Here is a 23,504-nt window from a genome sequence, read left to right as displayed (position 1 = left end):
TCGAAATCCATCGACCGGCGCCTCTACACGAGAGTCCTGAGGAGGACCCACAGTGGCTAAGGCCAAGTTCGAGCGGACTAAGCCGCACGTCAACATCGGAACCATCGGTCACGTCGACCACGGCAAGACGACGCTCACCGCGGCGATCTCCAAGGTGCTTGCTGACAAGTACCCGTCGGCGACCAACGTTCAGCGCGACTTCGCGTCGATCGACTCGGCTCCGGAAGAGCGTCAGCGTGGTATCACGATCAACATCTCGCACGTCGAGTACGAGACGCCGAAGCGCCACTACGCGCACGTTGACGCCCCGGGTCACGCCGACTACATCAAGAACATGATCACCGGTGCTGCTCAGATGGACGGCGCGATCCTCGTGGTCGCCGCCACCGACGGCCCGATGGCTCAGACCCGTGAGCACGTTCTGCTCGCCAAGCAGGTCGGCGTGCCGTACCTGCTCGTCGCGCTGAACAAGTCCGACATGGTGGACGACGAGGAGATCCTGGAGCTCGTCGAGCTCGAGGTTCGCGAGCTGCTCTCCAGCCAGGACTTCGATGGCGACAACGCCCCCGTCGTGCGCGTCTCGGGCCTCAAGGCTCTCGAGGGCGACGAGAAGTGGGTCCAGTCGGTCCTCGACCTCATGGACGCCGTCGACAACTCCATCCCCGACCCGGTGCGTGACAAGGACAAGCCGTTCCTCATGCCGATCGAGGACGTCTTCACCATCACCGGTCGTGGAACGGTCGTCACGGGCCGCGCCGAGCGTGGCACGCTGGCCATCAACTCCGAGGTCGAGATCGTCGGCATCCGCCCGACGCAGAAGACCACGGTCACCGGTATCGAGATGTTCCACAAGCAGCTCGACGAGGCCTGGGCCGGCGAGAACTGTGGTCTGCTCCTCCGTGGCACCAAGCGCGAGGACGTGGAGCGCGGTCAGGTCGTCGCGAAGCCGGGTTCTGTGACCCCTCACACCAACTTCGAGGGCACCGCCTACATCCTCTCGAAGGACGAGGGTGGCCGTCACAACCCCTTCTACACGAACTACCGTCCGCAGTTCTACTTCCGTACCACCGACGTCACCGGCGTCATCTCGCTGCCCGAGGGCACCGAGATGGTCATGCCCGGCGACACCACCGACATGTCGGTCGAGCTGATCCAGCCGATCGCCATGGAGGAGGGCCTCGGCTTCGCCATCCGTGAGGGTGGCCGCACCGTGGGTGCCGGTACGGTGACGAAGATCATCAAGTAAGTCCTTCGACTTCACTCGGAAGAGGGTCGGGCCTTCGGGCTCGGCCCTCTTTCGTGTTATTGCAAGCCTTGACGACGGTGAGGGGTCGGCAGATATGCTGACACACATCATCGGAGAGAAGGAATTGCGATGCAGAATGTCACGATCATCTGCGGGGCCATCGCAGCCATTTCGGTAGCCGCGACCACGACCCTGGCCGTGTCGCCGGCGGCGGCCGGCGGCGGGCTGGTGACCGATGCGACCGGTTCCTCCGCCGGCGAGCTCGCCGCCTCACTGGCGGGTCCTGGGATCGAGATCCTGGGGGCCACCATGCTCGGCGACCCTCAGGCGCTCGGCACCTTCTCGGGCATGTCGACGATGGGCATCGATGAAGGGGTAGCGCTGAGCACGGGACGCGTCGTCGGCCTTCCTGGCGTGCACACGGACGACCGGAGCGGCTATCTGGGCACCCCGGGCGATGACGACATCGAAGCGTCCATCGGTCTGAACACCTTCGACGCTGCCGTCCTCGAGTTCGACTTCACTCCACGTGCCGACTCCGTGTCGTTCACCTACGTGTTCGCGTCCGAGGAGTACCCCGATTGGATCGGGCTGGTCAACGACTCGTTCCGCTTCTTCATCAACGGCACGAACTGCGCGGTGATCGGCGATACGCCCGTGTCGGTGGCGTCGGTCAACCACAAGGTCAACACCGCGTTCTACATCGCGAACAACGCGACCACCCCGCGGGACGGCACGGCGTTCAACGGATTCACGACGCCGCTCACCTGCGAGGCTCCGGTGAACAAGGGGGAGGTCAATCATGCGAAGCTCGTCATCGCCGACGCGCGAGACCATAGCCTCGACTCCACGGTGCTCATCTCCGCCGGGAGCGTGCGATCGAACACTCCGCCGACCGCCGCCGACGTCGCACTGACCGTCGCGCAGGGCGGGTCCGGCGAGGTCGTCTATCCGGGCGCCGACGGCGATGGCGACCCGCTGACCTACACGGTGCTCGATCCGCCGGCGCACGGAACGCTCGTGTCCGGCCCCACCGGTGTCGTCTACACGGCCCCGGCGGATTTCTCGGGACTCGTCACGTTCACCTACACCGTGTCGGACGGTGTCGACGTCTCCCCTCCCTACACCGTCACCGTGCTGGTCACGGCACCCGTGGCGCCAGAGACACCTGTGCTGTCGGCGCTCGACGCGCACCACTCCATCGTGCGGGGCGCCGCCGTCCCGATCACCCTGGCCGCGACCCCGCACGATCCCGCTGCGTCGACCACGTTCGAGATCGTGCAGCCGCCGGTTGCCGGCTTCCTCGTCGTTGAGGGTGGTTCCCACCTCTACCAGAGCGCCGCGGACTTCACGGGCACCGTCAGCTTCCGCTACACGGCCACGCGTTCGGGCGTCACGAGCGCTCCCGGTACCGTCACCATCGACATCGTCGATCCCCCGGCGGATGCGAGCGGTACCGGGGTGGCCGACCGGAGCGACCGAGACCCGTCAGCGGAGGGGAAGACGGCGGCGGCCGCCGGGAGCACAGCGTTGGCGGCAACCGGCACCGATGCCAGCTGGGCCGTGGCCGTGGGAGCGGCGGCTCTGACGCTGGGGGTCGTGCTCGGAATAGGCGGAGTCCTGCGACGGTCGCGTCGGCTCGATGGCTGACGACGTGCTGCGGGTTGGCCGCCGGGGGTTTACCTCCCGGCGCACACGGCGCAGAATTGGTGCACCGTTTCAACCGGACGGTTCGTCGATGAGAGGAGTGCCTATGGATACCAACGGCCTCGCAAACCAGTCCACGCCGCTGACAGGATCTCGTGACGGAAGTTCGGGAGCCGCATAGCGGTCGTGAACCAATGAGTTGAGTGGCGGCGCGAGGCGCCACTCGAGCGGGGTCGGCTTCGCCGGCCCCGCTCTCTTCGTTCTTCCCCTTCTCCTTCCCGTCGCCCCCGATCACGCTCATGGCGCCTCACCGGCGCCCCATGCACCCCTCGCGCCCCGCCGACGCGACACGCCCGGGTTGCAGCATTCGCCGCGATCTGGCAAGATTATCTAGTTCAACATTCCGGAATGTGCGTGCAGGTGTGCGCGCGAACCGGATCACTGCCAGGCAGTGCATAGCCCATCGCGAGAGTCTCCTGCGTTCAGCGCAGGGCGACCGGCGGGACGAGGTTAGGCCGCAGGCAGCAGGACACGCTCAATTCGACCAACACGCGGCAAGGGGCTAACTCTGTGCCGTGCGCAGGGTGACACGCCCGAGCGCGGGGGTCGAGGAGTTGACAGAAGAATAGTGGCGTTCCACGCGTACGTCGCCCGCGTCCAATGCGAAGAACGACTCGAGAGGGTCGTCTCGTACGACGCCATAACAAGAGAGAGAGTCAGACATGGCGGGACAGAAGATCCGCATTCGGCTTAAGTCGTATGACCACGAGGTCATCGACACCTCGGCGCGCAAGATCGTCGACACGGTGACCCGTGCCGGCGCGACCGTCGTCGGGCCGGTGCCGCTTCCCACCGAGAAGAACGTGGTGGTCGTCATCCGTTCGCCCCACAAGTACAAGGACAGCCGCGAGCACTTCGAGATGCGCACGCACAAGCGGCTGATCGACATCATCGACCCGACGCCGAAGGCCGTCGACTCGCTCATGCGTCTCGACCTGCCCGCCGACGTCAACATCGAGATCAAGCTCTAAGGGGGAGTGCCACCATGTCCAACGCTGACACGAAGACTTCCAAGGGCCTCCTCGGCAAGAAGCTCGGTATGACGCAGGTCTGGGACGAGAACAACAAGCTCATCCCCGTGACCGTCATCGAGATCACGCCGAACGTCGTGACCCAGGTCCGCACCCCCGAGGCCGACGGCTACAACGCCGTCCAGATCGCGTACGGCCAGATCGACCCGCGCAAGGTCAACAAGCCGTCCGCCGGCCACTTCGACAAGGCGGGCGTCACCCCGCGTCGTCACCTCACCGAGGTCCGCACCGCCGACGCCGCCGAGTACGCGGCCGGCCAGGAGCTCACCGTCGACGGGACCTTCGAGGTCGGCCAGCTGGTCGACGTCGTCGGGACCTCGAAGGGCAAGGGCTTCGCCGGTGTGATGAAGCGCCACAACTTCCAGGGCGTCTCCGCTTCGCACGGTGCGCACCGCAACCACCGCAAGCCGGGCTCCATCGGCGCCTCTTCGACCCCGAGCCGTGTCTTCAAGGGCATGCGCATGGCCGGTCGCATGGGTGGCGAGCGCGTCACCGTCCTGAACCTCAAGGTGCAGGGCATCGACGCCGAGAAGGGCCTGCTGCTGGTCAAGGGCGCCGTTCCCGGCGCTCGTGGCCGCATCGTTTTCGTCCGCAACGCAGTGAAGGGGGCCTAAGGTAAATGGCTACCTCGATTGACGTCGTCGACCTCAAGGGCAAGAAGGCCGGCTCCATCGAGCTTCCCGAGGCCCTGTTCGACGTTCAGACCAACATCCCGCTGATCCACCAGGTGGTCACGGCTCAGCTCGCTGCGGCGCGCCAGGGCACGCACAAGACCAAGGGTCGCGGCGAGGTCTCCGGCGCCGGCCGCAAGCCGTTCAAGCAGAAGGGCACCGGCCGCGCTCGTCAGGGCTCGATCCGTGCTCCTCAGATGACCGGCGGTGGCATCGTCCACGGTCCGACGCCGCGCAGCTACGCGCAGCGCACCCCGAAGAAGATGATCGCCGCTGCTCTGCTCGGCGCTCTCTCGGACCGCGCCCGCGGCAGCCGTCTGCACGCCGTTCAGGCGTTCACGACCGGTGACGTGCCGTCCACCAAGGCGGTCGTCGACCTGCTGAGCGGCATCGCGACCTCGAAGCACGTGCTCGTCGTGCTCGAGCGCGACGACGTGCTCACCTTCAAGAGCGTCCGCAACGTGCCGACCGTGCACGTGCTGACGTACGACCAGCTGAACGCCTACGACGTCCTGGTGAGTGACGACATCGTCTTCTCGCAGGCCGCGCTCGAGGCCTTCATCGCCGCCAAGACCAAGAAGGAAGAGGTGGACGCGTAATGGCCGTCAACAAGGACCCGCGCGACGTCATCATCGCCCCGGTCGTCTCCGAGAAGAGCTACGGCCTGATCGACGAGGGCAAGTACACCTTCCTCGTCGACACGCGCTCCAACAAGACCGAGATCAAGCTCGCGATCGAGTCGATCTTCAAGGTCGAGGTCGCGTCGGTGAACACCCTGAACCGTCAGGGCAAGACCCGCCGCACCCGCTTCGGCACCGGCAAGCGCAAGGACACCAAGCGCGCCATCGTCACGCTGAAGTCCGGTTCCATCGACATCTTCACGGCCGTCGGCTGAGCGAAGGACTAGAGGAAAACAGACATGGCAATTCGTAACTACAAGCCCACGACCCCCGGTCGTCGCGGCTCCTCGGTCGCCGACTTCGCCGAGATCACGCGCTCGACGCCGGAGAAGTCCCTTCTCCGTCCGCTGTCGAAGACCGGTGGCCGCAACAACCAGGGCCGCATCACGACCCGTCACATCGGTGGTGGCCACAAGCGCCAGTACCGCGTGATCGACTTCCGTCGCAACGACAAGGACGGCGTCGACGCCAAGGTCGCCCACATCGAGTACGACCCCAACCGCACGGCGCGCATCGCGCTGCTGCACTTCGTGGACGGCACCAAGCGCTACATCCTGGCGCCCGCCGGCCTGAAGCAGGGCGACGTCGTCGAGTCGGGTGCCGGCGCGGACATCAAGCCGGGCAACAACCTGCCGCTGCGCAACATCCCGACCGGTACCGTCGTGCACGCGATCGAGCTGAAGCCGGGCGGTGGCGCCAAGCTCGCCCGTTCGGCCGGTGCCTCGGTCCGCCTCGTCGCGAAGGACGGCCCCTACGCCCAGCTGCGCCTCCCCTCGGGCGAGGTCCGCAACGTCGATGTGCGCTGCCGCGCCACCGTCGGCGAGGTCGGCAACGCCGAGCAGTCGAACATCAACTGGGGCAAGGCCGGCCGCATGCGCTGGAAGGGCGTCCGCCCGACCGTGCGTGGTGTCGCGATGAACCCGATCGACCACCCGCACGGTGGTGGTGAGGGCAAGACCTCCGGTGGTCGCCACCCGGTCAGCCCGTGGGGTCAGAAGGAAGGCCGTACGCGCCACCCCAACAAGGAAAGCGACAAGCTCATCGTCCGCCGTCGCAACGCCGGCAAGAAGCGCAAGTAGGAGTTCGAGAAGATGCCACGCAGTCTCAAGAAGGGCCCCTTCGTCGACGAGCACCTGTTTCGCAAGGTGGTCGCCGCGAACGAGGCCAACAGCAAGAACGTGATCAAGACCTGGTCGCGCCGCTCGATGATCGTCCCGGCCATGCTGGGTCACACCATCGCGGTGCACGACGGTCGCAAGCACATCCCGGTGTTCGTCACCGAGACCATGGTCGGACACAAGCTCGGCGAGTTCGCGCCGACCCGCACCTTCCGTGGACACGTGAAGGACGACAAGAAGGGTCGCCGCCGCTGATCGCGGTGGCGTAAGGAGGAGAGAAATGGTGGAGTCGATCGCCCGCGTGCGACACATCCGCGTTACCCCCATGAAGGCCCGCCGCGTCGTCAACATGATCCGCGGCAAGCAGGCTCAGGAGGCCCTGGCCATCCTGAAGTTCGCCCCCCAGAGCGCGAGCGAGCCTGTGTACAAGCTCGTCGCCTCGGCCATCGCCAACGCGCGTGTCAAGGCCGACCAGAGCAACACCTACCTGGACGAGCAGGACCTGTACGTGAGCCGCGCCTTCGTGGACGAGGGGACCACCCTCAAGCGGTTCCAGCCGCGTGCACAGGGCCGGGCCTTCCGCATCAACAAGCGCACCAGCCACATCACGGTCGTCCTCGCGACGCCGGACGAGGCCGAGGCCGCCCCCGTCAGCAAGAAGGCGAGCAAGTAATGGGTCAGAAAGTCAATCCGTACGGCTTCCGTCTGGGAATCACCACCGACCACGTGTCGCGCTGGTTCTCCGACAGCACCAAGAAGGGTCAGCGTTACAGCGACTACCTCGCCGAGGACGTCAAGATCCGCACCCTGCTGAAGACGTCGCTCGACCGCGCGGGCGTGTCCCGCATCGAGATCGAGCGCACCCGTGACCGCGTCCGCGTCGACATCCACACCGCCCGCCCGGGCATCGTGATCGGTCGTCGTGGCGCCGAGGCCGAGCGCATCCGCGCCGACCTCGAGAAGCTCTCGGGCAAGCAGATCCAGCTGAACATCCTCGAGGTCAAGAACCCCGAGGCCGACGCTCAGCTCGTCGCCCAGGGCATCGCCGAGCAGCTCGCCGCCCGCGTGGCGTTCCGCCGCGCGATGCGCAAGGGCCTGCAGGGCGCCCAGCGCGCCGGCGCCAAGGGTGTCCGCATCCAGGTGTCCGGCCGTCTCGGCGGCGCCGAGATGAGCCGCTCCGAGTTCTACCGCGAGGGTCGTGTGCCGCTGCACACGCTCCGCGCCAACATCGACTACGGCTTCTACGAGGCCAAGACCACCTTCGGTCGCATCGGTGTGAAGGTGTGGATCTACAAGGGCGACATCACGAACAAGGAACTGGCTCGCGAGCAGGCCAACCAGAAGCCGTCGCGCGAGCGCAACGACCGTCCGCGTCGCGGTGGCCGGGGCAACGCCCCCGAGACCGCTGGCGCGCCGGCCGCAGCAGGAGTTGAGGCATAACCATGTTGATCCCACGCAGAGTCAAGCACCGCAAGCAGCACCACCCCGGCCGTAGCGGCCAGGCGACCGGTGGCACGAAGGTCTCCTTCGGCGAGTTCGGCATCCAGGCCCTGACGCCCGCTTACGTGACCAACCGTCAGATCGAGTCCGCTCGTATCGCCATGACGCGTCACATCAAGCGCGGCGGCAAGGTGTGGATCAACATCTACCCCGACCGTCCGCTCACGAAGAAGCCGGCCGAGACCCGAATGGGTTCCGGTAAGGGTTCGCCGGAGTGGTGGGTCGCCAACGTCAAGCCGGGTCGAGTCCTCTTCGAGGTCTCCGGCGTCTCCGAGCAGCTCGCTCGCGAGGCCATGACCCGTGCAATCCACAAGCTGCCCCTCAAGGCACGCATCATCAAGCGCGAGGAGGGCGACGCGTAATGGCGATCGGATCCAAGGAGCTTGCCTCGAGCGAGCTCGACACTTTCGAAGACGAGCGTCTCGTCGACGAGCTGAAGAAGGCCAAGGAAGAGCTGTTCAACCTCCGCTTCCAGTCGGCCACCGGCCAGCTCGAGAGCCACGGCCGCCTGCGCGCCGTGAAGCGTGACATCGCTCGCATCTACACCGTGATCCGCGAGCGCGAGCTCGGGATCCGGGCCACCCCGGCTCCGGCCGAGGCGGCGCCGGCCGAGAAGAAGAAGACCCGCGCCAAGAAGGCGGCCCCGGCCGCCGAGGCCGAGGTCGACACCACGAATGAGGAGGCCAAGTAATGGCTGAGACCACCAAGGCCGCGGCCGCGGAGTCGGCGGCTGACGAGGCCCTCGTCCGCGGGTACCGCAAGGCCCGTCGCGGGTACGTCGTCAGCGACAAGATGGACAAGACCATCGTCGTCGAGGTCGAGGACCGCGTGAAGCACCCCCTGTACGGCAAGGTCATCCGCCGCACCTCCAAGGTGAAGGCGCACGACGAGAACAACACCGCCGGCATCGGCGACCTCGTTCTCATCAACGAGACCCGTCCCCTGAGCGCCAGCAAGCGCTGGCGCCTGGTTGAGATTCTGGAGAAGGCCAAGTGATCCAGCAGGAATCCCGACTCAAGGTCGCCGACAACACCGGCGCCAAGGAGCTCCTCGCGATCCGCGTGCTCGGCGGCTCCAGCCGTCGGTACGCCGGCCTCGGCGACGTCATCGTCGCCACGGTCAAGGACGCGATCCCGGGTGGGAACGTCAAGAAGGGCGACGTCGTCAAGGCGGTCGTCGTGCGTGTTCGCAAGAACACCCGCCGCCCGGACGGCTCCTACATCAAGTTCGACGAGAACGCCGCTGTCATCCTGAAGAACGACGGTGACCCCCGCGGCACGCGCATCTTCGGACCGGTCGGCCGCGAGCTCCGCGACAAGAAGTTCATGAAGATCATCTCGCTCGCACCGGAGGTGCTGTAACCCATGGCGAACATCAAGAAGGGCGACCTGGTCCAGGTCATCTCGGGCCGTTCGCAGGCCCGCGGTGGTGACCGTGGCAAGCAGGGTCGCGTCATCGAGGTTCTCGTCGAGCAGAACCGCGTCATCGTCGAGGGCGTCAACTTCGTGACGAAGCACGTGCGCGTCGGCCAGACGCAGCGTGGCACGAAGACCGGCGGCATCGAGACCCACGAGGCCCCGATCCACGTCTCGAACGTGGCGCTGGTCGACCCCGAGACCAAGAAGCCGACCCGCGTCGGCTTCCGCGAAGAGAGCGTCACGAAGGACGGCGTCACCAAGACGGTCCGCGTTCGTTACGCCAAGAAGTCTGGTAAGGACCTGTAATGACCGACACTGCAACCGCTGCTGGCAAAATCCAGCCGCGCCTGAAGCAGAAGTACAAGAACGAGATCTCCCAGCAGCTCCAGGGCGACTTCGGCTTCACCAACGTGCACCAGGTGCCCGGTCTGGTGAAGATCGTCGTCAACATGGGTGTCGGCGAGGCGGCTCGTGACGGCAAGGTGATCGACGGCGCGGTCAACGACCTCACCCTGATCACCGGTCAGAAGCCCCAGGTCACGAAGGCCCGCAAGTCCATCGCGCAGTTCAAGCTGCGCGAAGGCCAGCCGATCGGCGCGCACGTCACGCTGCGCGGCGACCGCATGTGGGAGTTCCTCGACCGTCTCCTCTCGCTCGCGCTGCCGCGAATCCGCGACTTCCGCGGCCTCAGCGACAAGCAGTTCGACGGGAACGGCAACTACACGTTCGGTCTCACGGAGCAGTCGATGTTCCACGAGATCAACCAGGACCGCATCGACCGCGTCCGCGGCATGGACATCACTGTGGTGACCACCGCGAAGAACGACGACGAGGGCCGCGCGCTGCTCAAGCAGCTCGGCTTCCCGTTCCGTTCCACCGACGCGGCCAACTAGGCCCACCTGCGGGCCGGCCGTCCGGCCGGCCCGCTTCCACCACAGGTCGTCAGTCGTGTACCGGCTGAACGAAACCTGGTGACCGTAAGGAAAACCGAAATGACCATGACAGATCCGGTCGCAGACATGCTGACCAGACTGCGCAACGCGAACTCGGCTCACCACGACACCGTGTCGATGCCGCACTCGAAGCTCAAGGCCCACATCGCCGAGATCCTCACCACGGAGGGCTACATCGCGGGCTGGGACGTCACCGACGCCCGCGTCGGCAAGACGCTGACCCTGCAGCTCAAGTTCGGTCCGAACCGCGAGCGTTCCATCGCCGGTATCAAGCGCGTGTCGAAGCCCGGCCTTCGCGTCTACGCGAAGTCCACGGAGCTCCCCAAGGTGCTCGGCGGGCTCGGCGTCGCCATCCTGTCCACCTCCTCCGGTCTGCTCACGGACCGCCAGGCTGAGAAGAAGGGCGTGGGTGGGGAAGTCCTCGCCTACGTGTGGTAATCCGCCATGTCGCGTATTGGAAGACTGCCCATCGACATCCCGACCGGGGTCGATGTGAAGATCGACGGCCAGGCCGTCACCGTCAAGGGCCCGAAGGGTGAGCTCAGCCTCACCGTCGCGGAGCCCATCGAGGTCAAGCTGGAGGAGAACCAGGTCCTGGTGACCCGTCCGGACGACGAGCGCGCTTCGCGTTCGCTGCACGGCCTGACCCGCACCCTCATCAACAACCAGATCATCGGCGTCACCCAGGGCTACTCCAAGGGCCTGGAGATCGTCGGCACCGGTTACCGCGTCGTCCAGAAGGGCTCGGCTGTCGAGTTCGCTCTCGGCTTCTCGCACCCGGTGACGGTCGAGCCGCCGGCCGGCATCACGTTCACGGTCGAGGGCAACAACCGCCTGACCGTGGCCGGGATCGACAAGCAGGCCGTCGGTGAGGTCGCCGCGAACATCCGCAAGATCCGCAAGCCCGAGCCGTACAAGGGCAAGGGCGTGCGCTACGCCGGCGAGGTCGTTCGTCGCAAGGCCGGAAAGGCTGGTAAGTAATCATGGCTCTGGGTACCAGAGGAAAGAGCAAGGCGGCCGCCCGCGACCGCCGTCACACCCGCCTTCGCAAGAAGATCGAGGGCAACGCGGTCCGTCCGCGCCTGGTCGTGACCCGTTCGGCCCGCCACGTCTTCGTGCAGGTCGTCGACGACGCGAAGGGCCACACGCTGGCGTCCGCGTCGACCATGGAAGCGGACCTGCGCACCTTCGACGGTGACAAGACCGCCAAGGCCCGCAAGGTCGGAGAGCTCGTCGCCGAGCGCGCGAAGAGCGCCGGTGTCGAGGCCGTCGTGTTCGACCGTGGAGGCAGCAAGTACGCGGGCCGCGTCGCCGCTGTCGCCGAGGGAGCTCGAGAGGGTGGACTGAACCTGTGAGCGACGAGAACAACAAGGAGCAGACCGTGGCCGATCAGGTAACGGACAGCGCGCAGCCGGTGGAGACCGCTGCGGGCACCGACAACAACACCCGGAGCGAGCGCGAGCCGCGCCGTGGTGGCCGCGAGCGCAACCCCAACCGCGACCGTGGCAGCCGTGACGCCGACAAGAGCCAGTTCCTGGAGCGCGTCGTCACCATCAACCGCGTCTCGAAGGTCGTGAAGGGTGGTCGTCGCTTCAGCTTCACCGCTCTCGTGGTCGTCGGCGACGGCAACGGTCTGGTGGGCGTCGGCTACGGCAAGGCCCGTGAGGTCCCGCTGGCGATCTCGAAGGGCGTCGAGGAGGCGAAGAAGAACTTCTTCCGCGTCCCGCGCGTCGGCAACACCATCCCGCACCCGGTGCAGGGTGAGGCCGCCGCCGGTGTCGTCCTCCTGCGTCCGGCCGCCGCCGGTACCGGTGTTATCGCCGGTGGCCCGGTGCGTGCCGTCCTGGAGTGCGCCGGCATCCACGACGTCCTGAGCAAGTCGCTCGGTTCGTCCAACACGATCAACATCGTGCACGCGACCGTCGAGGCGCTGAAGCAGCTCGAGGAGCCCCGTGCCGTCGCAGCTCGCCGTGGTCTCGACTACGACCAGGTCGCCCCGGCGCGCCTGCTTCGCACCGAGGCAGCGCTGGCCGAGGCCGCCGCGACCGCAAAGGCAGGTGCCTGATGGCTGCGCGTCTGAAGATCACGCAGATCAAGTCGAAAGTGAGCGAGAAGCAGTACCAGCGCGACACGCTGCGCAGTCTGGGACTGAAGCGCATCGGTGACGTCGTCGTCCGCGAGGACAACCCGCAGAACCGCGGGTACGTCAACACCGTCGCTCACCTGGTGAAGGTCGAGGAGATTGACTAATGGCTGAAGAGAAGGCCACAACAGAGGCCGCTGAGAAGCCGGCCGCCAAGAAGCCCGCGACCAAGGCCGCGAGCACGAAGGCTACTGCCACGAAGGCTGCCGCCGACAAGCCGGCCGCCGCGAAGGCTGCCGCCGAGAAGACCAGCACCGAGAAGAAGGCTCCGGCCAAGAAGGCACCGGCGAAGGCCGCTGCCGACAAGGCCGCCGCCTCCAGCACGGACGACACCGTGGCCGCGAAGCCGGCCGCGAAGTCCTCCGCCAAGAAGGACGTCGCCGCTCCGCGCGAGCAGGTCCTGAAGGTGCACCACCTGCGCCCCGCCGCCGGTGCCAAGAAGGAGAAGACCCGCGTCGGACGCGGTGAGGGCTCCAAGGGCAAGACGGCCGGCCGCGGTACCAAGGGAACCAAGGCGCGCTACCAGGTGCGCCCCGGTTTCCAGGGCGGTCAGCTTCCGCTGCACATGCGTGCGCCGAAGCTGCGCGGCTTCAAGAACCCGTTCCGCGTCGAGTACCAGGTCGTGAACCTGGAGAAGCTCGCCGAGCTGTACCCGTCCGGCGGTGACGTCACCGTCGCCGACCTGGTCGCCAAGGGTGCCGTTCGCAAGAACGAAAAGGTCAAGGTTCTCGGCAACGGGGACATTGCGGTTAAGCTGAACGTTGCGGTGGACAAGGTCTCCGGCTCTGCCGAGCAGAAGATCGTCGCCGCAGGTGGCTCCGTCAAGTAGTCATCCGCAGAGCAGCTGAGTCGGGTGGCCGGGGAACCGGCCACCCGACTGACTCTTAGGAAAGCAGGACGCAGGATTGTTTAGCGCCGTTGGGCGGATCTTCCGCACCCCGGATCTTCGCCGGAAGATCTTCTTCACGCTGGGCATCATCGCCCTGTTCCGGCTGGGGTCCTTCATCCCGGCGCCGTTCGTCGACTTCGGCAACGTCCAGACCTGTCTGAACGCCAATCAGGACACCTCCGGCCTGTATTCGCTGGTGAACCTCTTCTCCGGCGGTGCCCTCCTCAAACTCTCGATCTTCGCGCTCGGCATCATGCCGTACATCACCGCGTCGATCATCGTGCAGCTGCTGCGCGTGGTCATCCCGCGCTTCGAGACCCTCTACAAGGAGGGCCAGGCCGGTCAGGCCAAGCTCACGCAGTACACGCGCTACCTCACGATCGCGCTGGGCGTCCTCCAGTCGACGACCCTCATCACCGTCGCCCGGAGCGGCGCCCTGTTCGGCACCACTGCCGTCTCGCAGTGCACGCAGCTGATCACGGACGACTCCTGGTACGCGATCATGCTCATGGTCGTCACCATGACCGCCGGAACGGGCCTCATCATGTGGATGGGCGAGCTCGTGACCGAGCGCGGCATCGGCAACGGCATGTCGCTCCTCATCTTCACCTCGATCGCCGCGCAGTTCCCGTCCTCCCTGTGGGCGGTCGGCCAGTCGCAGGGCATCGAGATCCTGCTGGTCGTGATCGCGATCGGATTGCTCATCGTCATGGGCGTCGTGTTCGTCGAGCAGTCGCAGCGGCGCATCCCCGTGCAGTACGCGAAACGGATGGTCGGCCGGCGCACCTACGGCGGCAACAACACGTACATCCCGATCAAGGTCAACATGGCCGGCGTGGTGCCCGTGATCTTCGCCTCGTCGCTGCTGTACCTGCCGGCGCTCATCGCCCAGTTCAACCAGCCGGCCGCGGGCAAGGCCCCGGCGCCGTGGGTCACCTGGATCACGAACTACCTGACCAAGGGCGACCACCCGCTGTACATGCTGCTGTACTTCCTCCTGATCGTCGGCTTCACCTACTTCTACGTGGCGATCACCTTCAACCCGGAGGAGGTCGCGGACAACATGAAGAAGTACGGCGGCTTCATCCCCGGCATCCGCGCGGGCCGTCCGACGGCCGAGTACCTCGACTACGTGCTCACGCGGGTGACCCTGCCCGGTTCGTTCTATCTGGGCATCATCGCGCTGATCCCCTTGGTCGCCTTCGCGTTGATCGGCGCAAGCCAGAACTTCATGTTCGGCGGCACGTCCATCCTGATCATCGTCGGTGTCGGGCTGGAGACGGTCAAGCAGATCGACTCCCAGCTCCAGCAGCGGCATTACGAAGGGCTTCTGCGTTGACCCGAATGCTGATCGTCGGACCCCCCGGAGCGGGCAAGGGCACCCAGGCCTCCCGCATCACGACCACCTACGGGATCCCCGACATCTCCACGGGCGACATCTTCCGGGCCAACATCAAGAACGAGACGCCGCTCGGCAAGCAGGTCAAGGCCATCGTGGATGCGGGGGACTACGTCCCGGACACCCTCACCAACCAGCTGGTCGCCGACCGGCTCGGCGAGGAGGACGCCAAGAACGGCTTCCTGCTCGACGGGTATCCGCGCACGCTCGCGCAGGTCGACTATCTCGACGAGCTCCTCGCGGGCAAGGGACAGAAGCTGGATGCGGTCATCCAGCTCACCGCCGACCAGGACGAGATCGTGGAGCGCCTGACCAAGCGCGCCCTCGAGCAGGGCCGCGCCGACGACTCGGAGGAGGCCATCCGCCACCGCCAGGAGGTCTACCTGCGTGAGACGTCCCCGCTGATCGACGTCTACCGCGAGCGGGGCCTGCTGGTCCCGGTCGACGGCCTGGGCGCGATGGACGAGGTCGCCGAGCGGATCGCCTCTGCTCTGGCCGAGCGCGGCATCACCCCCGTCGCGGGCGCGTCCGCGTCCGCCGGCGAGTCCGTGGCCTAGAAGTGGTCTTCAAGAGGTCGATCTACAAGACGCCCGCCCAACTGCGCGACATGGTCGCGCCCGGGCGCGCGACGGCGGCATCCCTCGAGGCGGTCGCCGCGGCGGTCCGCCCCGGCGTCTCGACGCTCGAGCTCGATGCGATCGCCGAGCGGGCGATCGTGGAGGCCGGCGGCGCGTCGAACTTCCAGCTGGAGCCCGGGTACCACCACACGATCTGCGCGTCGGTGAACGACGAGGTCGTGCACGGCATCCCGGGTGCGCGCATCCTGGAGCCCGGCGACATCCTGTCCGTGGACAGCGGCGCGATCCTGGGAGGCTGGAACGGTGATGCAGCCCGCACCTTCGTGCTGCCCGATCCCGCGCATCCCGAGGCGGTCGCCGAGCGCGCCCGTCTCTCCGAGGTGACGGAGCAGTCGCTGTGGCGCGGTATCGCGACCCTGGCCTCGGCCCGCTACCTCAACGACGTGGGGGAGGCGATCGAGGACTACATCTCGGCGCAGGGCGACTACGGAATCCTGACCGACTACATCGGCCACGGCATCGGGCGCCGCATGCACGAGGAGCCGCCGGTGTTCAACTACCGCGTCCGCGCCAAGGGTCCGGAGGTGCGCCCGGGACTCGTCGTCGCGATCGAGCCGATGGTGGTCCTCGGATCGCAGGAGACCTACGTCAAGGACGACGGCTGGACCGTCGCGACGGAGGACGGATCGGCCGCCGCTCACTGGGAGCACAGCGTCGCCGTGCACGCGGGCGGCATCTGGGTGCTCACCGCCACGGACGGCGGGGCCGCCGGCCTGGCGCAGTTCGGCGTCACGCCGGTTCCGATCGCCTGATGGGCGCCCGCGAGACGGCGTTCGCTCAGGGCGGCGGGGGATCATACACTCGGATTGGCGGATTCGCGCCCTTTCCCATAAGATAGATCCTTGGTGTCTTAGGCACGTTTCAGACGAGCCTTCCGCCGATCAACGCACGACCAGCAAACCACGACTTTTAGCGACAGTGAGGCTATGGCCAAAAAAGACGGTGTCATCGAGATCGAAGGATCCGTGATCGAGGCTCTTCCCAACGCGATGTTCCGCGTGGAGTTGACCAACGGTCACAAGGTTCTTGCCCACATCTCCGGCAAGATGCGCCAGCACTACATCCGCATCCTCCCCGAGGACCGCGTGATCGTCGAGCTGAGCCCCTACGATCTGACCCGCGGCCGGATCGTCTACCGCTACAAGTAAAGGTCTGCTGTAAGTAACGGCCCCACCCAACGGGTAGCCCCGGGTGAGGTACGAGGACAGCGAACAAAGGTAAGAAACACTCATGAAGGTCAACCCCTCGGTCAAGAGGATCTGCGACAAGTGCAAGGTCATCCGACGCAACGGCCGGGTCATGGTCATCTGCGAGAACCCGCGCCACAAGCAGCGCCAGGGCTGAACGCAGTCATAACCGAATAAGAACACAGGCGATGCCAGATCCCTCGTCCGGAAACGGGCGAGGGGGACACCCCCGGAGGAGGCCGGGGCACCGGGATCGCTGCAGACCTCCACTCATCACAGGAGAAGCCAACACATGGCACGTCTAGCAGGCGTCGACATCCCGCGCGAGAAGCGCGTCGAGGTCGCACTCACCTACATCTATGGAGTCGGCCGCACCCGCGCCCTCCAGACTCTGCGCGAGACCGAGATCTCGGGCGACATCCGCGTCAAGGACCTGACCGACGAGCAGCTCGTCGCTCTCCGCGACTACATCGAGGGCAACTTCAAGGTGGAGGGTGACCTGCGCCGCGAGGTCGCCGCCGACATCCGCCGCAAGGTCGAGATCGGCAGCTACGAGGGTATCCGCCACCGCAAGGGCCTCCCGGTCCGCGGCCAGCGCACCAAGACCAACGCTCGTACCCGCAAGGGCCCGAAGCGCACCGTGGCCGGCAAGAAGAAGGCGCGCTAAGGCCCGCGGCCCGTAGCTCTTAGGATTCAGGAGAAAAAATGGCAGCACCCAAGTCGGCCGCTCGCAAGCCGCGCAAAAAGGAAAAGAAGAACATCGCTGTGGGCCAGGCCCACATCAAGAGCACGTTCAACAACACGATCGTCTCGATCACCGACACCACCGGTGCCGTGATCAGCTGGGCCTCGTCCGGCGGCGTGGGCTTCAAGGGCTCCCGCAAGTCGACCCCGTTCGCGGCGCAGCTCGCCGCCGAGTCGGCTGCGCGTCAGGCGCAGGAGCACGGCATGAAGAAGGTCGACGTCTTCGTCAAGGGCCCCGGCTCCGGTCGTGAGACGGCGATCCGCTCCCTCCAGGCCGCAGGCCTCGAGGTCGGCTCGATCAACGACGTCACCCCGCAGGCGCACAACGGTTGCCGCCCGCCGAAGCGTCGTCGCGTCTAAGTTCTCTTCTCGTCCGCCGCAGGCGGCGGTCCGACCGGGCCGCCGCCTGGCGGCGTGACGAACCCCCCTCAGTAGAAGCAAGTGTCATATAGCGGACACTTAGCCGAAAGGAATCAATAGTGCTCATTGCACAGCGTCCTACGCTCACCGAAGAGAACATCTCCGAGTTCCGCTCGCGGTTCGTCATCGAGCCGCTGGAGCCCGGCTTCGGATACACCCTCGGCAACTCCCTGCGCCGCACCCTCCTCTCCTCCATCCCCGGAGCGGCTGTCACCAGCATCCGCATCGACGGCGTGCTGCACGAGTTCAGCACCGTGCCGGGCGTGAAGGAGGACGTGACCGAGATCATCCTGAACATCAAGGGTCTGGTGGTCTCCAGCGAGCACGACGAGCCCATCACCGCGTACCTCCGCAAGACCGGCGCCGGTCAGGTCACCGCCGCCGACATCTCGGCCCCGGCCGGTGTGGAGATCCACAACCCCGAGCTGGTCATCGCGACCCTCAACGACAAGGCGAAGTTCGAGGTCGAGCTGACCATCGAGCGCGGCCGCGGCTACGTGTCGGCCCAGCAGAACCGCAACGAGTACAGCGAGGCGGGCCAGATCCCGATCGACTCGATCTACTCGCCCGTTCTCAAGGTCACCTACCGCGTCGAGGCCACCCGTGCCGGTGAGCGCACCGACTTCGACCGCCTGGTGGTCGACGTGGAGACCAAGCCCGCGATCAGCCCGCGCGACGCTATCGCCTCGGCCGGCCGCACCCTGGTCGAGCTGTTCGGTCTCGCCCGCGAGCTCAACAGCGCCGCCGAGGGCATCGAGATCGGCCCGGCTCCGGTCGACGCCGTCCTCAGCTCCGAGCTGTCGATGCCGATCGAGGACCTGGACCTGTCGGTCCGCTCGTACAACTGCCTCAAGCGCGAGGGCATCAACACCGTGAGCGAGCTCGTCTCGCTGTCGGAGACGCAGCTCATGAACATCCGCAACTTCGGTCAGAAGTCGGTGGATGAGGTCAAGGACAAGCTGACGGAGATGGGCCTGTCGCTGAAGGACTCGGTTCCCGGGTTCGACGGCGCCCACTTCTACAGCGGCTACGACGAGGACGAGTCCACCACCATCTGAGGCACGTCGCCCGACTCAGCCATCAGACCTTTTCAACACTGGAGATAACCGATCATGCCTAAGCCCACCAAGGGCCCCCGCCTCGGGGGCGGCCCGGCGCACGAGCGCCTCATGCTCGCCAACCTGGCCGCTGCGCTCTTCACGCACAAGAGCATCAAGACCACCGAGACCAAGGCCAAGCGCCTGCGTCCCGTGGCCGAGCGCCTGATCACGTTCGCGAAGCGCGGCGACCTGCACGCCCGCCGCCGCGTTCTGGCCGTGATTCAGGACAAGACCGTCGTGCACGAGCTCTTCACCGAGATCGCGCCGCTGGTCGCCGAGCGTGAGGGCGGCTACACCCGCATCACCAAGCTCGGCTTCCGCAAGGGTGACAACGCGCCGATGGCGCAGATCGAGCTCGTGCTCGAGCCCGTCACCCCGAAGGTGAAGTCGTCCAAGACCACCGCTGCCCCCAAGGCTGCGCCGGTCGAGGAGACCCCGGCGGAGGAGACCCCGGCGGAGGAGACTCCTGCCGAGGAGACCAGCACCGAGGAGACCAGCACCGAGACCGCGGCCGCCGAGGCGGAGGCCGTCGAGGCCGCGACTGCCGACGCCGACGCCGCCGGTGAGACCGACGCCGAGAGCGAGGCGGAGAAGGCGTAACGCCCTCCCCTGTCCGCACGAAGGCCCCGCATCCCCGGATGCGGGGCCTTCGTCGTCCCCGGCCGCCTGTGGGTCGCAACACGCCGTTATGGGGGCCGGGAAGCGGTGTGTTGCGACCCACGGATGCCGGGCACGCCCGGAAGGCGAGGCTTTAGGGTGAAGGGATGACCGACGACACTCTGAGCCCGCTCAGCGAGCGGGTCGCCGCGCCGCCGACCTACCGTCCGCAGCATCCCCTCATCGCCGAGTGGCGCCCGGCCACCTCGGCCGACGTGGATGCGGTGCACGAGGTGTACCGCGCCATCGACACGGCGGACCATCCGAACTACCTGACGAATCGCGAGCAGGTCGAGGAGGAGCTCGGCTTCAGCTTCATCGATCTCGAGCAGGACACCCTCCTCGCGATCGCCGCCGACGGGCGCGTCGCCGCTGTGGGCATCGTCATGGAGCCGCCGCGGCAGGAGAGCCTCGTGCGCGAGTTCATGAACGGCGGCGTCCATCCCGAATTCCGGGGGCGGGGGATCGGGCGCGAACTGCTCGCGTGGCAGCGCGCCCGCGGCGAGCAGAAGCTGGCTGCGTCCGACAAGCGGCTGCCGGGCTGGCTGGTCGGGTACGCCGACGAGCGCGCGCCAGGCCGGCAGCGTCTGCTCGAGGCGGGCGGCTTCGAGGTGGTGCGCTTCTTCCAGACGATGGAGCGCGACCTGGCCGACCCCGTCCCGGACGTGACGCCGGTGGGCGACGTGCGGATCGAGCCCTACCGCGACGAGCTCTCCGCGGCGGTGCATGCCGCCCGCGACGACGCCTTCCGCGACCACTGGGGCAGCCAGCCGCTGTCGGACGAGCAGTTCCATGGGCTGGTCTCCGGCACCTTCGCCGCGGACCTCTCGTACGTCGCGATGATCGACGGCGATGTTGCCGGCATCGTGCTGACCGACGTCGCGGAGGAGGACTGGCCCGGCCAGGGGTTCACCGGCTCGTATGTCTCGACTGTGGCCGTCACGCGCCCCTACCGCGGCCGCCGGATCGCGCCGTCACTGCTGCGCGCGGTGCTGGAGGCGTCGGCGGCGCGCGGTCTCGAGAAGGTCGTGCTCGATGTGGACGCCGAGAACCCCACCGGCGCTCTCGGTCTCTACACCGGGATGGGCTTCGTCACCTCGCAGCAGGAGGTGGGGCTGGTCCGTGCCTACTGAGTCCGTTCCGGCCCCGACGACGCGCTACCGGCTCGACATCGCCTACCAGGGCACCGACTTCAACGGGTGGGGGCGTCAGCCCGGACTCCGGACGGTCCAGGGCACGCTGGAGGATGCGCTCGCCACGATCTTCCGCCGGGCGGGGGAGCCGCCGCTGCTGACGGTCGCGGGGCGCACCGACGCCGGCGTGCACGCGATCGGGCAGGTGGCGCACGTCGACCTGACTCCCGGACAGGTGTCGCTGCTGCGGAAGCCGCACGGCAAGCGTCCGCCACTCTCGGCGGAAGAGGCGCTGGGCCGCCGCCTCAACGGCATCCTGGGGCCGGTGTCCGATGTCGTCGTGCTGTCCGCCACGGTGGCGCCCCAGGGATTCGACGCACGCTTCTCCGCGCTGTGGCGGCGATACGAGTACCGGGTCGCCGATCGTCTCGCCCTCCGCGACCCGCTGCAGCGCCACCGGACGGCGTGGGTGTCGTCGGACCTCGACGTCGAGGCGATGGACATGGCCGCCCACGGACTCCTCGGCCTCCACGACTTCGCCAGCTACTGCAAGGCGCGCGAAGGTGCGACGACCATCAGGACGCTGCAGGCGTTCGCCTGGCGCCGTGATCCGGACGGCGTGCTCGTCGCCGAGCTGACCGCGGACGCCTTCTGCCACAGCATGGTGCGCGCCCTCGTCGGCGCGTGCGTCGAAGTGGGGGAGGGCAAGCTCGGCGCCGGCGATCTCATCGCGCTGCGCGACGAGAAGCAGCGCACGAGCGCCTTCAAGGTGATGCCCGCCCGCGGGCTCACGCTGATGGAGGTCGGCTACCCCGAAGGGGCGGAGCTCGCGCTGCGCGCGGAGCGCACCCGGGCGATGCGAGAGCTGTGACCGCGGCTCACCGGACCAGCCCGTTCTCGTAGGCGAACGCCACCAGTTGCACGCGGGACACGAGCCCGAGTTTGGCGAGGATGCTGCGGACGTGCGACTTGACGGTGGCCTCGGAGATGAAGGCCGTCCGCCCGATGTCGCCGTTGTTCAAACCACGGGCCGCGAGAAGGAACACCTCCTTCTCCCGTACGGACAGGGAGTCGATGGCCTCCGGCCGGCGGCGGGCCAGCGCGCGGAACAACTCGGTGGTCTGCTTCGGCGCGATGACCGAGTGCCCGTCGTGCACGGTGCGGATCGCGGCGAGGATGAAGTCCGGCGTCGCATCCTTCAACAGGAAGCCGTCCGCCCCCGCTCGAAGAGCCGCGGCGACGGCCTCGTCGCGGTCGAACGTCGTGAGGACGACGATGCGCGGGAGCTGCCCCGTCCGATCGCGCCGGATGGCCTCCGTGGCCGCGATGCCGTCCAGCCCGGGCATCCGGATGTCCATGAGCAGCACATCCGGGCGGGCGGACCGCGCCAGCTGCACGGCCTGAAGGCCGTCGGCGGCGGTTCCCGCGAACTCGAGGTCGGGCTGCGACTCGATCATCATCTGCAACCCGGCGCAGAACAGGGGCTGGTCGTCGGCGACCCCGACTCGGATCATGCGGTCACCGTGCTGCGCCCGACCGCCGGGATGTAGGCGGTCACCAGATACCCGCCGGGCTGGTCTTCGTCCGCACCGGCGTCGAGCCAGCCTCCGGCGAACCGGGCGCGCTCCCGCATCCCGATGACTCCGCGGCCTGCCGGGTTGGGCGGCGGCGCGACCCCGGCAGCCGCGGGCCGGGATGCCAGGGACAGGGCGATGCCGTCTCCCCGTTCATCCAGGGCCAGTCGTGCGTGCGCTCCGGACCCGGCGTGCTTGAGGGCGTTGGTGAGGCCCTCCTGCACGATCCGATAGACGGCGAGCTCCTGGGCGGGCGTCACATCGGCGGATTCCCCGAATCGCTCGACGGAGATCGACAGGCCGGCGTCGGACATCCGCGCGATCAGCTCGTCGAGGTCGGTCAGGCCGGGATGCTCCGGGCCGCCCGGTTCGCCCACCAGCGTCTCGATCAGGACCCGGACCTCCGTCAGCGAGGCCCGCGCCGTGTCCGCGATGGTGGTGAGCGACGGTGCGACGGACGCCGGACGGTCGTCGGCGAGGAGACGGGCGCCATCGGCCTGGGCGAGGATCACCGCGAGGGAGTTGGCCATGATGTCGTGGACATCCTGGGCGATGCGCTCCCTCTCGCCTGCGACCATCGTCTCGGCCTCCGCGCTGCGGAGTTCGGCCGTCGTGCGCGCCAGCTCCTTCTCGCTGCGCCGCGTGCGCATCCACACACCGGCGAGCGTCCCGAGGAGCCAGGCGAATGCGCCCGCCCCGGCGCAGAGGACGAAGAACAGCGCCCGCGCGCCGGCGTCGGTGTGGCCGATGCCCTGCGCCCACGACAGAAGGCCGGCGATGGAAACGCCGGCGCCGACCGCGAAGGCCAGGGCGACGACCCGCATCCGCCCGCGCACCGTGGCGGCGACGACGCCGATCACGATCGCGTAGCCGAGGTAGATCAGCCCGTTCTCGAAGATCCCGGACGGGAAGAGCAGCTGCCCGATGAGCACGGCGGTCCCTCCTCCCATGGCGGCGATGGGACTGAGCCTCGAGACCCCGATGGTGCACGCGAGCACGAGGAGAGCGGCCCAGAACGGCACGGTCGACCGCAGTGCCCCGGGCAGGAGCTGATGGCGTCCCGTCTCGGCGATGGCCAGGACGACGAAGAAGGCCACGGCGATGGCGGGCTCGAGGAGCCACCGACTGCGACGCAGGAGTGATCTCATACGGCAACGCTAGGGCGGGTCGATCCGCCGCGGGTGCCATCGCGCCGGATTTCAGCCCTGGGGCTGAGTGCCGTTCAGCCGGTCCGTCCTGCGCGCAGAACGAGCGCGGCCTGAGCGGATTGCGATCACGCGCGTCACGACCGGCCCG

The 23,504-nt window shown here is 67.4% G+C and carries 35 protein-coding genes; 33 read left to right on the top strand and 2 right to left on the bottom strand.

The genetic code is table 11. The features are described 5' to 3' along the window. Window positions 1-52 precede the first annotated feature (52 nt). The 33 genes from tuf (at window position 53) to truA (ending at window position 21,505) form a co-directional block, all read left to right on the top strand. Window positions 53-1,246, top strand: coding sequence for an elongation factor Tu (gene tuf / locus BJ963_RS09925; protein ID WP_018191971.1), 1,194 nt, complete (start codon window positions 53-55; stop codon window positions 1,244-1,246). A 129-nt stretch (window positions 1,247-1,375) separates the two neighbouring features. Further along, window positions 1,376-2,896 (top strand): choice-of-anchor L domain-containing protein, encoded by a 1,521-nt coding sequence (locus tag BJ963_RS09920; protein WP_179456294.1) that lies wholly within the window; start codon window positions 1,376-1,378, stop codon window positions 2,894-2,896. A 719-nt stretch (window positions 2,897-3,615) separates the two neighbouring features. Next, window positions 3,616-3,924, top strand: a complete 309-nt coding sequence (gene rpsJ / locus BJ963_RS09915) for a 30S ribosomal protein S10 (protein ID WP_018191969.1) — start codon at window positions 3,616-3,618, stop codon at window positions 3,922-3,924. A gap of 14 nt (window positions 3,925-3,938) precedes the next feature. Beyond that, window positions 3,939-4,598 (top strand): 50S ribosomal protein L3, encoded by a 660-nt coding sequence (gene rplC, locus BJ963_RS09910; protein ID WP_020076939.1) that lies wholly within the window; start codon window positions 3,939-3,941, stop codon window positions 4,596-4,598. Window positions 4,599-4,603: 5 nt separating this feature from the next. Next, on the top strand, window positions 4,604-5,254 hold the full coding sequence (rplD, locus tag BJ963_RS09905) for a 50S ribosomal protein L4 (protein ID WP_179456291.1): 651 nt from the start codon (window positions 4,604-4,606) through the stop codon (window positions 5,252-5,254). Further along, on the top strand, window positions 5,254-5,550 hold the full coding sequence (gene rplW / locus BJ963_RS09900; RefSeq protein WP_018191966.1) for a 50S ribosomal protein L23: 297 nt from the start codon (window positions 5,254-5,256) through the stop codon (window positions 5,548-5,550). Before rplD ends, rplW begins: the two co-directional genes overlap by 1 nt. Before the next feature lie 24 nt (window positions 5,551-5,574). Further along, the gene (gene rplB, locus BJ963_RS09895; protein ID WP_179456288.1) at window positions 5,575-6,414 is read left to right on the top strand and encodes a 50S ribosomal protein L2; all 840 of its coding nucleotides are present in this window, start codon (window positions 5,575-5,577) and stop codon (window positions 6,412-6,414) included. A gap of 12 nt (window positions 6,415-6,426) precedes the next feature. Beyond that, window positions 6,427-6,708 carry a 30S ribosomal protein S19 gene (gene rpsS / locus BJ963_RS09890; RefSeq protein ID WP_018191964.1) on the top strand — a complete coding sequence of 94 codons (282 nt, stop codon included), beginning with the start codon at window positions 6,427-6,429 and terminating at the stop codon, window positions 6,706-6,708. A 25-nt stretch (window positions 6,709-6,733) separates the two neighbouring features. Continuing rightward, complete coding sequence (rplV, locus tag BJ963_RS09885) at window positions 6,734-7,126, top strand: 50S ribosomal protein L22 (protein ID WP_018191963.1); 393 nt, start codon at window positions 6,734-6,736, stop codon at window positions 7,124-7,126. Then, window positions 7,126-7,893, top strand: coding sequence for a 30S ribosomal protein S3 (gene rpsC, locus BJ963_RS09880; RefSeq protein WP_089908567.1), 768 nt, complete (start codon window positions 7,126-7,128; stop codon window positions 7,891-7,893). The genes rplV and rpsC overlap by 1 nt, the downstream gene beginning before the upstream one ends. 2 nt (window positions 7,894-7,895) lie before the next feature. Next, window positions 7,896-8,315: a 50S ribosomal protein L16 gene (gene rplP, locus BJ963_RS09875; protein ID WP_018191961.1), complete on the top strand. Its 420-nt coding sequence runs from the start codon at window positions 7,896-7,898 to the stop codon at window positions 8,313-8,315. Further along, window positions 8,315-8,644 (top strand): 50S ribosomal protein L29, encoded by a 330-nt coding sequence (gene rpmC / locus BJ963_RS09870; protein ID WP_089908569.1) that lies wholly within the window; start codon window positions 8,315-8,317, stop codon window positions 8,642-8,644. Before rplP ends, rpmC begins: the two co-directional genes overlap by 1 nt. Further along, a complete protein-coding gene (gene rpsQ, locus BJ963_RS09865; RefSeq protein WP_018191959.1) occupies window positions 8,644-8,949 on the top strand; it encodes a 30S ribosomal protein S17 in 306 nt (101 codons plus the stop codon). The genes rpmC and rpsQ overlap by 1 nt, the downstream gene beginning before the upstream one ends. Further along, window positions 8,946-9,314, top strand: a complete 369-nt coding sequence (gene rplN / locus BJ963_RS09860; RefSeq protein ID WP_018191958.1) for a 50S ribosomal protein L14 — start codon at window positions 8,946-8,948, stop codon at window positions 9,312-9,314. Before rpsQ ends, rplN begins: the two co-directional genes overlap by 4 nt. A 3-nt stretch (window positions 9,315-9,317) precedes the next feature. Further along, window positions 9,318-9,677, top strand: a complete 360-nt coding sequence (gene rplX / locus BJ963_RS09855; RefSeq protein ID WP_018191957.1) for a 50S ribosomal protein L24 — start codon at window positions 9,318-9,320, stop codon at window positions 9,675-9,677. Then, entirely contained in the window at window positions 9,677-10,264 is a 588-nt protein-coding gene (gene rplE, locus BJ963_RS09850; RefSeq protein WP_089908572.1) for a 50S ribosomal protein L5, read from the top strand. The genes rplX and rplE overlap by 1 nt, the downstream gene beginning before the upstream one ends. 99 nt (window positions 10,265-10,363) lie before the next feature. After that, window positions 10,364-10,762, top strand: a complete 399-nt coding sequence (gene rpsH / locus BJ963_RS09845) for a 30S ribosomal protein S8 (RefSeq protein WP_089908575.1) — start codon at window positions 10,364-10,366, stop codon at window positions 10,760-10,762. A 6-nt stretch (window positions 10,763-10,768) separates the two neighbouring features. Continuing rightward, window positions 10,769-11,305, top strand: coding sequence for a 50S ribosomal protein L6 (gene rplF, locus BJ963_RS09840; RefSeq protein WP_018191954.1), 537 nt, complete (start codon window positions 10,769-10,771; stop codon window positions 11,303-11,305). A gap of 2 nt (window positions 11,306-11,307) precedes the next feature. Further along, window positions 11,308-11,679, top strand: coding sequence for a 50S ribosomal protein L18 (rplR, locus tag BJ963_RS09835; RefSeq protein WP_089908578.1), 372 nt, complete (start codon window positions 11,308-11,310; stop codon window positions 11,677-11,679). Then, window positions 11,676-12,389 (top strand): 30S ribosomal protein S5, encoded by a 714-nt coding sequence (gene rpsE / locus BJ963_RS09830; RefSeq protein ID WP_018191952.1) that lies wholly within the window; start codon window positions 11,676-11,678, stop codon window positions 12,387-12,389. Before rplR ends, rpsE begins: the two co-directional genes overlap by 4 nt. Further along, window positions 12,389-12,574: a 50S ribosomal protein L30 gene (gene rpmD / locus BJ963_RS09825; RefSeq protein WP_018191951.1), complete on the top strand. Its 186-nt coding sequence runs from the start codon at window positions 12,389-12,391 to the stop codon at window positions 12,572-12,574. The genes rpsE and rpmD overlap by 1 nt, the downstream gene beginning before the upstream one ends. Next, entirely contained in the window at window positions 12,574-13,296 is a 723-nt protein-coding gene (gene rplO / locus BJ963_RS19025) for a 50S ribosomal protein L15 (protein WP_218857053.1), read from the top strand. The genes rpmD and rplO overlap by 1 nt, the downstream gene beginning before the upstream one ends. 76 nt (window positions 13,297-13,372) lie before the next feature. Continuing rightward, window positions 13,373-14,695: a preprotein translocase subunit SecY gene (gene secY, locus BJ963_RS09815; protein ID WP_018191949.1), complete on the top strand. Its 1,323-nt coding sequence runs from the start codon at window positions 13,373-13,375 to the stop codon at window positions 14,693-14,695. Next, entirely contained in the window at window positions 14,692-15,312 is a 621-nt protein-coding gene (locus BJ963_RS09810; protein ID WP_179456284.1) for an adenylate kinase, read from the top strand. Before secY ends, BJ963_RS09810 begins: the two co-directional genes overlap by 4 nt. A 2-nt stretch (window positions 15,313-15,314) precedes the next feature. Then, window positions 15,315-16,145: a type I methionyl aminopeptidase gene (gene map, locus BJ963_RS09805; protein ID WP_179456282.1), complete on the top strand. Its 831-nt coding sequence runs from the start codon at window positions 15,315-15,317 to the stop codon at window positions 16,143-16,145. A 174-nt stretch (window positions 16,146-16,319) separates the two neighbouring features. Continuing rightward, window positions 16,320-16,541 carry a translation initiation factor IF-1 gene (gene infA, locus BJ963_RS09800; RefSeq protein WP_011186713.1) on the top strand — a complete coding sequence of 74 codons (222 nt, stop codon included), beginning with the start codon at window positions 16,320-16,322 and terminating at the stop codon, window positions 16,539-16,541. A gap of 82 nt (window positions 16,542-16,623) precedes the next feature. Continuing rightward, window positions 16,624-16,737: a 50S ribosomal protein L36 gene (rpmJ, locus tag BJ963_RS09795; RefSeq protein ID WP_018191946.1), complete on the top strand. Its 114-nt coding sequence runs from the start codon at window positions 16,624-16,626 to the stop codon at window positions 16,735-16,737. 135 nt (window positions 16,738-16,872) lie between these two features. After that, entirely contained in the window at window positions 16,873-17,247 is a 375-nt protein-coding gene (rpsM, locus tag BJ963_RS09790; RefSeq protein ID WP_018191945.1) for a 30S ribosomal protein S13, read from the top strand. A gap of 38 nt (window positions 17,248-17,285) precedes the next feature. Further along, window positions 17,286-17,684, top strand: a complete 399-nt coding sequence (gene rpsK, locus BJ963_RS09785) for a 30S ribosomal protein S11 (RefSeq protein WP_018191944.1) — start codon at window positions 17,286-17,288, stop codon at window positions 17,682-17,684. A gap of 119 nt (window positions 17,685-17,803) precedes the next feature. Continuing rightward, window positions 17,804-18,802, top strand: a complete 999-nt coding sequence (locus tag BJ963_RS09780; protein ID WP_018191943.1) for a DNA-directed RNA polymerase subunit alpha — start codon at window positions 17,804-17,806, stop codon at window positions 18,800-18,802. A gap of 54 nt (window positions 18,803-18,856) precedes the next feature. Next, window positions 18,857-19,444 carry a 50S ribosomal protein L17 gene (gene rplQ / locus BJ963_RS09775; protein ID WP_179456280.1) on the top strand — a complete coding sequence of 196 codons (588 nt, stop codon included), beginning with the start codon at window positions 18,857-18,859 and terminating at the stop codon, window positions 19,442-19,444. 164 nt (window positions 19,445-19,608) lie between these two features. After that, window positions 19,609-20,634 (top strand): GNAT family N-acetyltransferase, encoded by a 1,026-nt coding sequence (locus BJ963_RS09770; RefSeq protein WP_179456278.1) that lies wholly within the window; start codon window positions 19,609-19,611, stop codon window positions 20,632-20,634. Next, a complete protein-coding gene (gene truA, locus BJ963_RS09765) occupies window positions 20,624-21,505 on the top strand; it encodes a tRNA pseudouridine(38-40) synthase TruA (protein WP_179456276.1) in 882 nt (293 codons plus the stop codon). Before BJ963_RS09770 ends, truA begins: the two co-directional genes overlap by 11 nt. Before the next feature lie 7 nt (window positions 21,506-21,512). Here truA and BJ963_RS09760 read toward each other — a convergent pair whose 3' ends face one another. Continuing rightward, a complete protein-coding gene (locus tag BJ963_RS09760; protein ID WP_179456274.1) occupies window positions 21,513-22,148 on the bottom strand; it encodes a response regulator transcription factor in 636 nt (211 codons plus the stop codon). Further along, on the bottom strand, window positions 22,145-23,356 hold the full coding sequence (locus tag BJ963_RS09755) for a sensor histidine kinase (protein ID WP_179456272.1): 1,212 nt from the start codon (window positions 23,354-23,356) through the stop codon (window positions 22,145-22,147). The genes BJ963_RS09760 and BJ963_RS09755 overlap by 4 nt, the downstream gene beginning before the upstream one ends. Window positions 23,357-23,504 lie beyond the last annotated feature (148 nt).

The organism is Leifsonia soli, from assembly GCF_013408745.1.
Classification (GTDB): Bacteria; Actinomycetota; Actinomycetes; order Actinomycetales; family Microbacteriaceae; genus Leifsonia; species Leifsonia soli.
This window is presented reverse-complemented; position numbering and strand designations above follow the sequence as displayed.

Bases quoted from the DNA above. Each gene is read 5' to 3' on its own strand.
- BJ963_RS09920 (WP_179456294.1), top strand. From the start codon at position 1,376: ATGCAGAATGTCACGATCATCTGCGGGGCCATCGCAGCCATTTCGGTA.
- rpsJ (WP_018191969.1), top strand. From the start codon at position 3,616: ATGGCGGGACAGAAGATCCGCATTCGGCTTAAGTCGTATGACCACGAG.
- rplC (WP_020076939.1), top strand. From the start codon at position 3,939: ATGTCCAACGCTGACACGAAGACTTCCAAGGGCCTCCTCGGCAAGAAG.
- rplD (WP_179456291.1), top strand. From the start codon at position 4,604: ATGGCTACCTCGATTGACGTCGTCGACCTCAAGGGCAAGAAGGCCGGC.
- rplW (WP_018191966.1), top strand. From the start codon at position 5,254: ATGGCCGTCAACAAGGACCCGCGCGACGTCATCATCGCCCCGGTCGTC.
- rplB (WP_179456288.1), top strand. From the start codon at position 5,575: ATGGCAATTCGTAACTACAAGCCCACGACCCCCGGTCGTCGCGGCTCC.
- rpsS (WP_018191964.1), top strand. From the start codon at position 6,427: ATGCCACGCAGTCTCAAGAAGGGCCCCTTCGTCGACGAGCACCTGTTT.
- rplV (WP_018191963.1), top strand. From the start codon at position 6,734: ATGGTGGAGTCGATCGCCCGCGTGCGACACATCCGCGTTACCCCCATG.
- rpsC (WP_089908567.1), top strand. From the start codon at position 7,126: ATGGGTCAGAAAGTCAATCCGTACGGCTTCCGTCTGGGAATCACCACC.
- rplP (WP_018191961.1), top strand. From the start codon at position 7,896: ATGTTGATCCCACGCAGAGTCAAGCACCGCAAGCAGCACCACCCCGGC.
- rpmC (WP_089908569.1), top strand. From the start codon at position 8,315: ATGGCGATCGGATCCAAGGAGCTTGCCTCGAGCGAGCTCGACACTTTC.
- rpsQ (WP_018191959.1), top strand. From the start codon at position 8,644: ATGGCTGAGACCACCAAGGCCGCGGCCGCGGAGTCGGCGGCTGACGAG.
- rplX (WP_018191957.1), top strand. From the start codon at position 9,318: ATGGCGAACATCAAGAAGGGCGACCTGGTCCAGGTCATCTCGGGCCGT.
- rplE (WP_089908572.1), top strand. From the start codon at position 9,677: ATGACCGACACTGCAACCGCTGCTGGCAAAATCCAGCCGCGCCTGAAG.
- rpsH (WP_089908575.1), top strand. From the start codon at position 10,364: ATGACCATGACAGATCCGGTCGCAGACATGCTGACCAGACTGCGCAAC.
- rplF (WP_018191954.1), top strand. From the start codon at position 10,769: ATGTCGCGTATTGGAAGACTGCCCATCGACATCCCGACCGGGGTCGAT.
- rplR (WP_089908578.1), top strand. From the start codon at position 11,308: ATGGCTCTGGGTACCAGAGGAAAGAGCAAGGCGGCCGCCCGCGACCGC.
- rpmD (WP_018191951.1), top strand. From the start codon at position 12,389: ATGGCTGCGCGTCTGAAGATCACGCAGATCAAGTCGAAAGTGAGCGAG.
- rplO (WP_218857053.1), top strand. From the start codon at position 12,574: ATGGCTGAAGAGAAGGCCACAACAGAGGCCGCTGAGAAGCCGGCCGCC.
- infA (WP_011186713.1), top strand. From the start codon at position 16,320: ATGGCCAAAAAAGACGGTGTCATCGAGATCGAAGGATCCGTGATCGAG.
- rpmJ (WP_018191946.1), top strand. From the start codon at position 16,624: ATGAAGGTCAACCCCTCGGTCAAGAGGATCTGCGACAAGTGCAAGGTC.
- rpsM (WP_018191945.1), top strand. From the start codon at position 16,873: ATGGCACGTCTAGCAGGCGTCGACATCCCGCGCGAGAAGCGCGTCGAG.
- rpsK (WP_018191944.1), top strand. From the start codon at position 17,286: ATGGCAGCACCCAAGTCGGCCGCTCGCAAGCCGCGCAAAAAGGAAAAG.
- rplQ (WP_179456280.1), top strand. From the start codon at position 18,857: ATGCCTAAGCCCACCAAGGGCCCCCGCCTCGGGGGCGGCCCGGCGCAC.
- BJ963_RS09770 (WP_179456278.1), top strand. From the start codon at position 19,609: ATGACCGACGACACTCTGAGCCCGCTCAGCGAGCGGGTCGCCGCGCCG.
- BJ963_RS09760 (WP_179456274.1), bottom strand. From the start codon at position 22,148: ATGATCCGAGTCGGGGTCGCCGACGACCAGCCCCTGTTCTGCGCCGGG.
- BJ963_RS09755 (WP_179456272.1), bottom strand. From the start codon at position 23,356: ATGAGATCACTCCTGCGTCGCAGTCGGTGGCTCCTCGAGCCCGCCATC.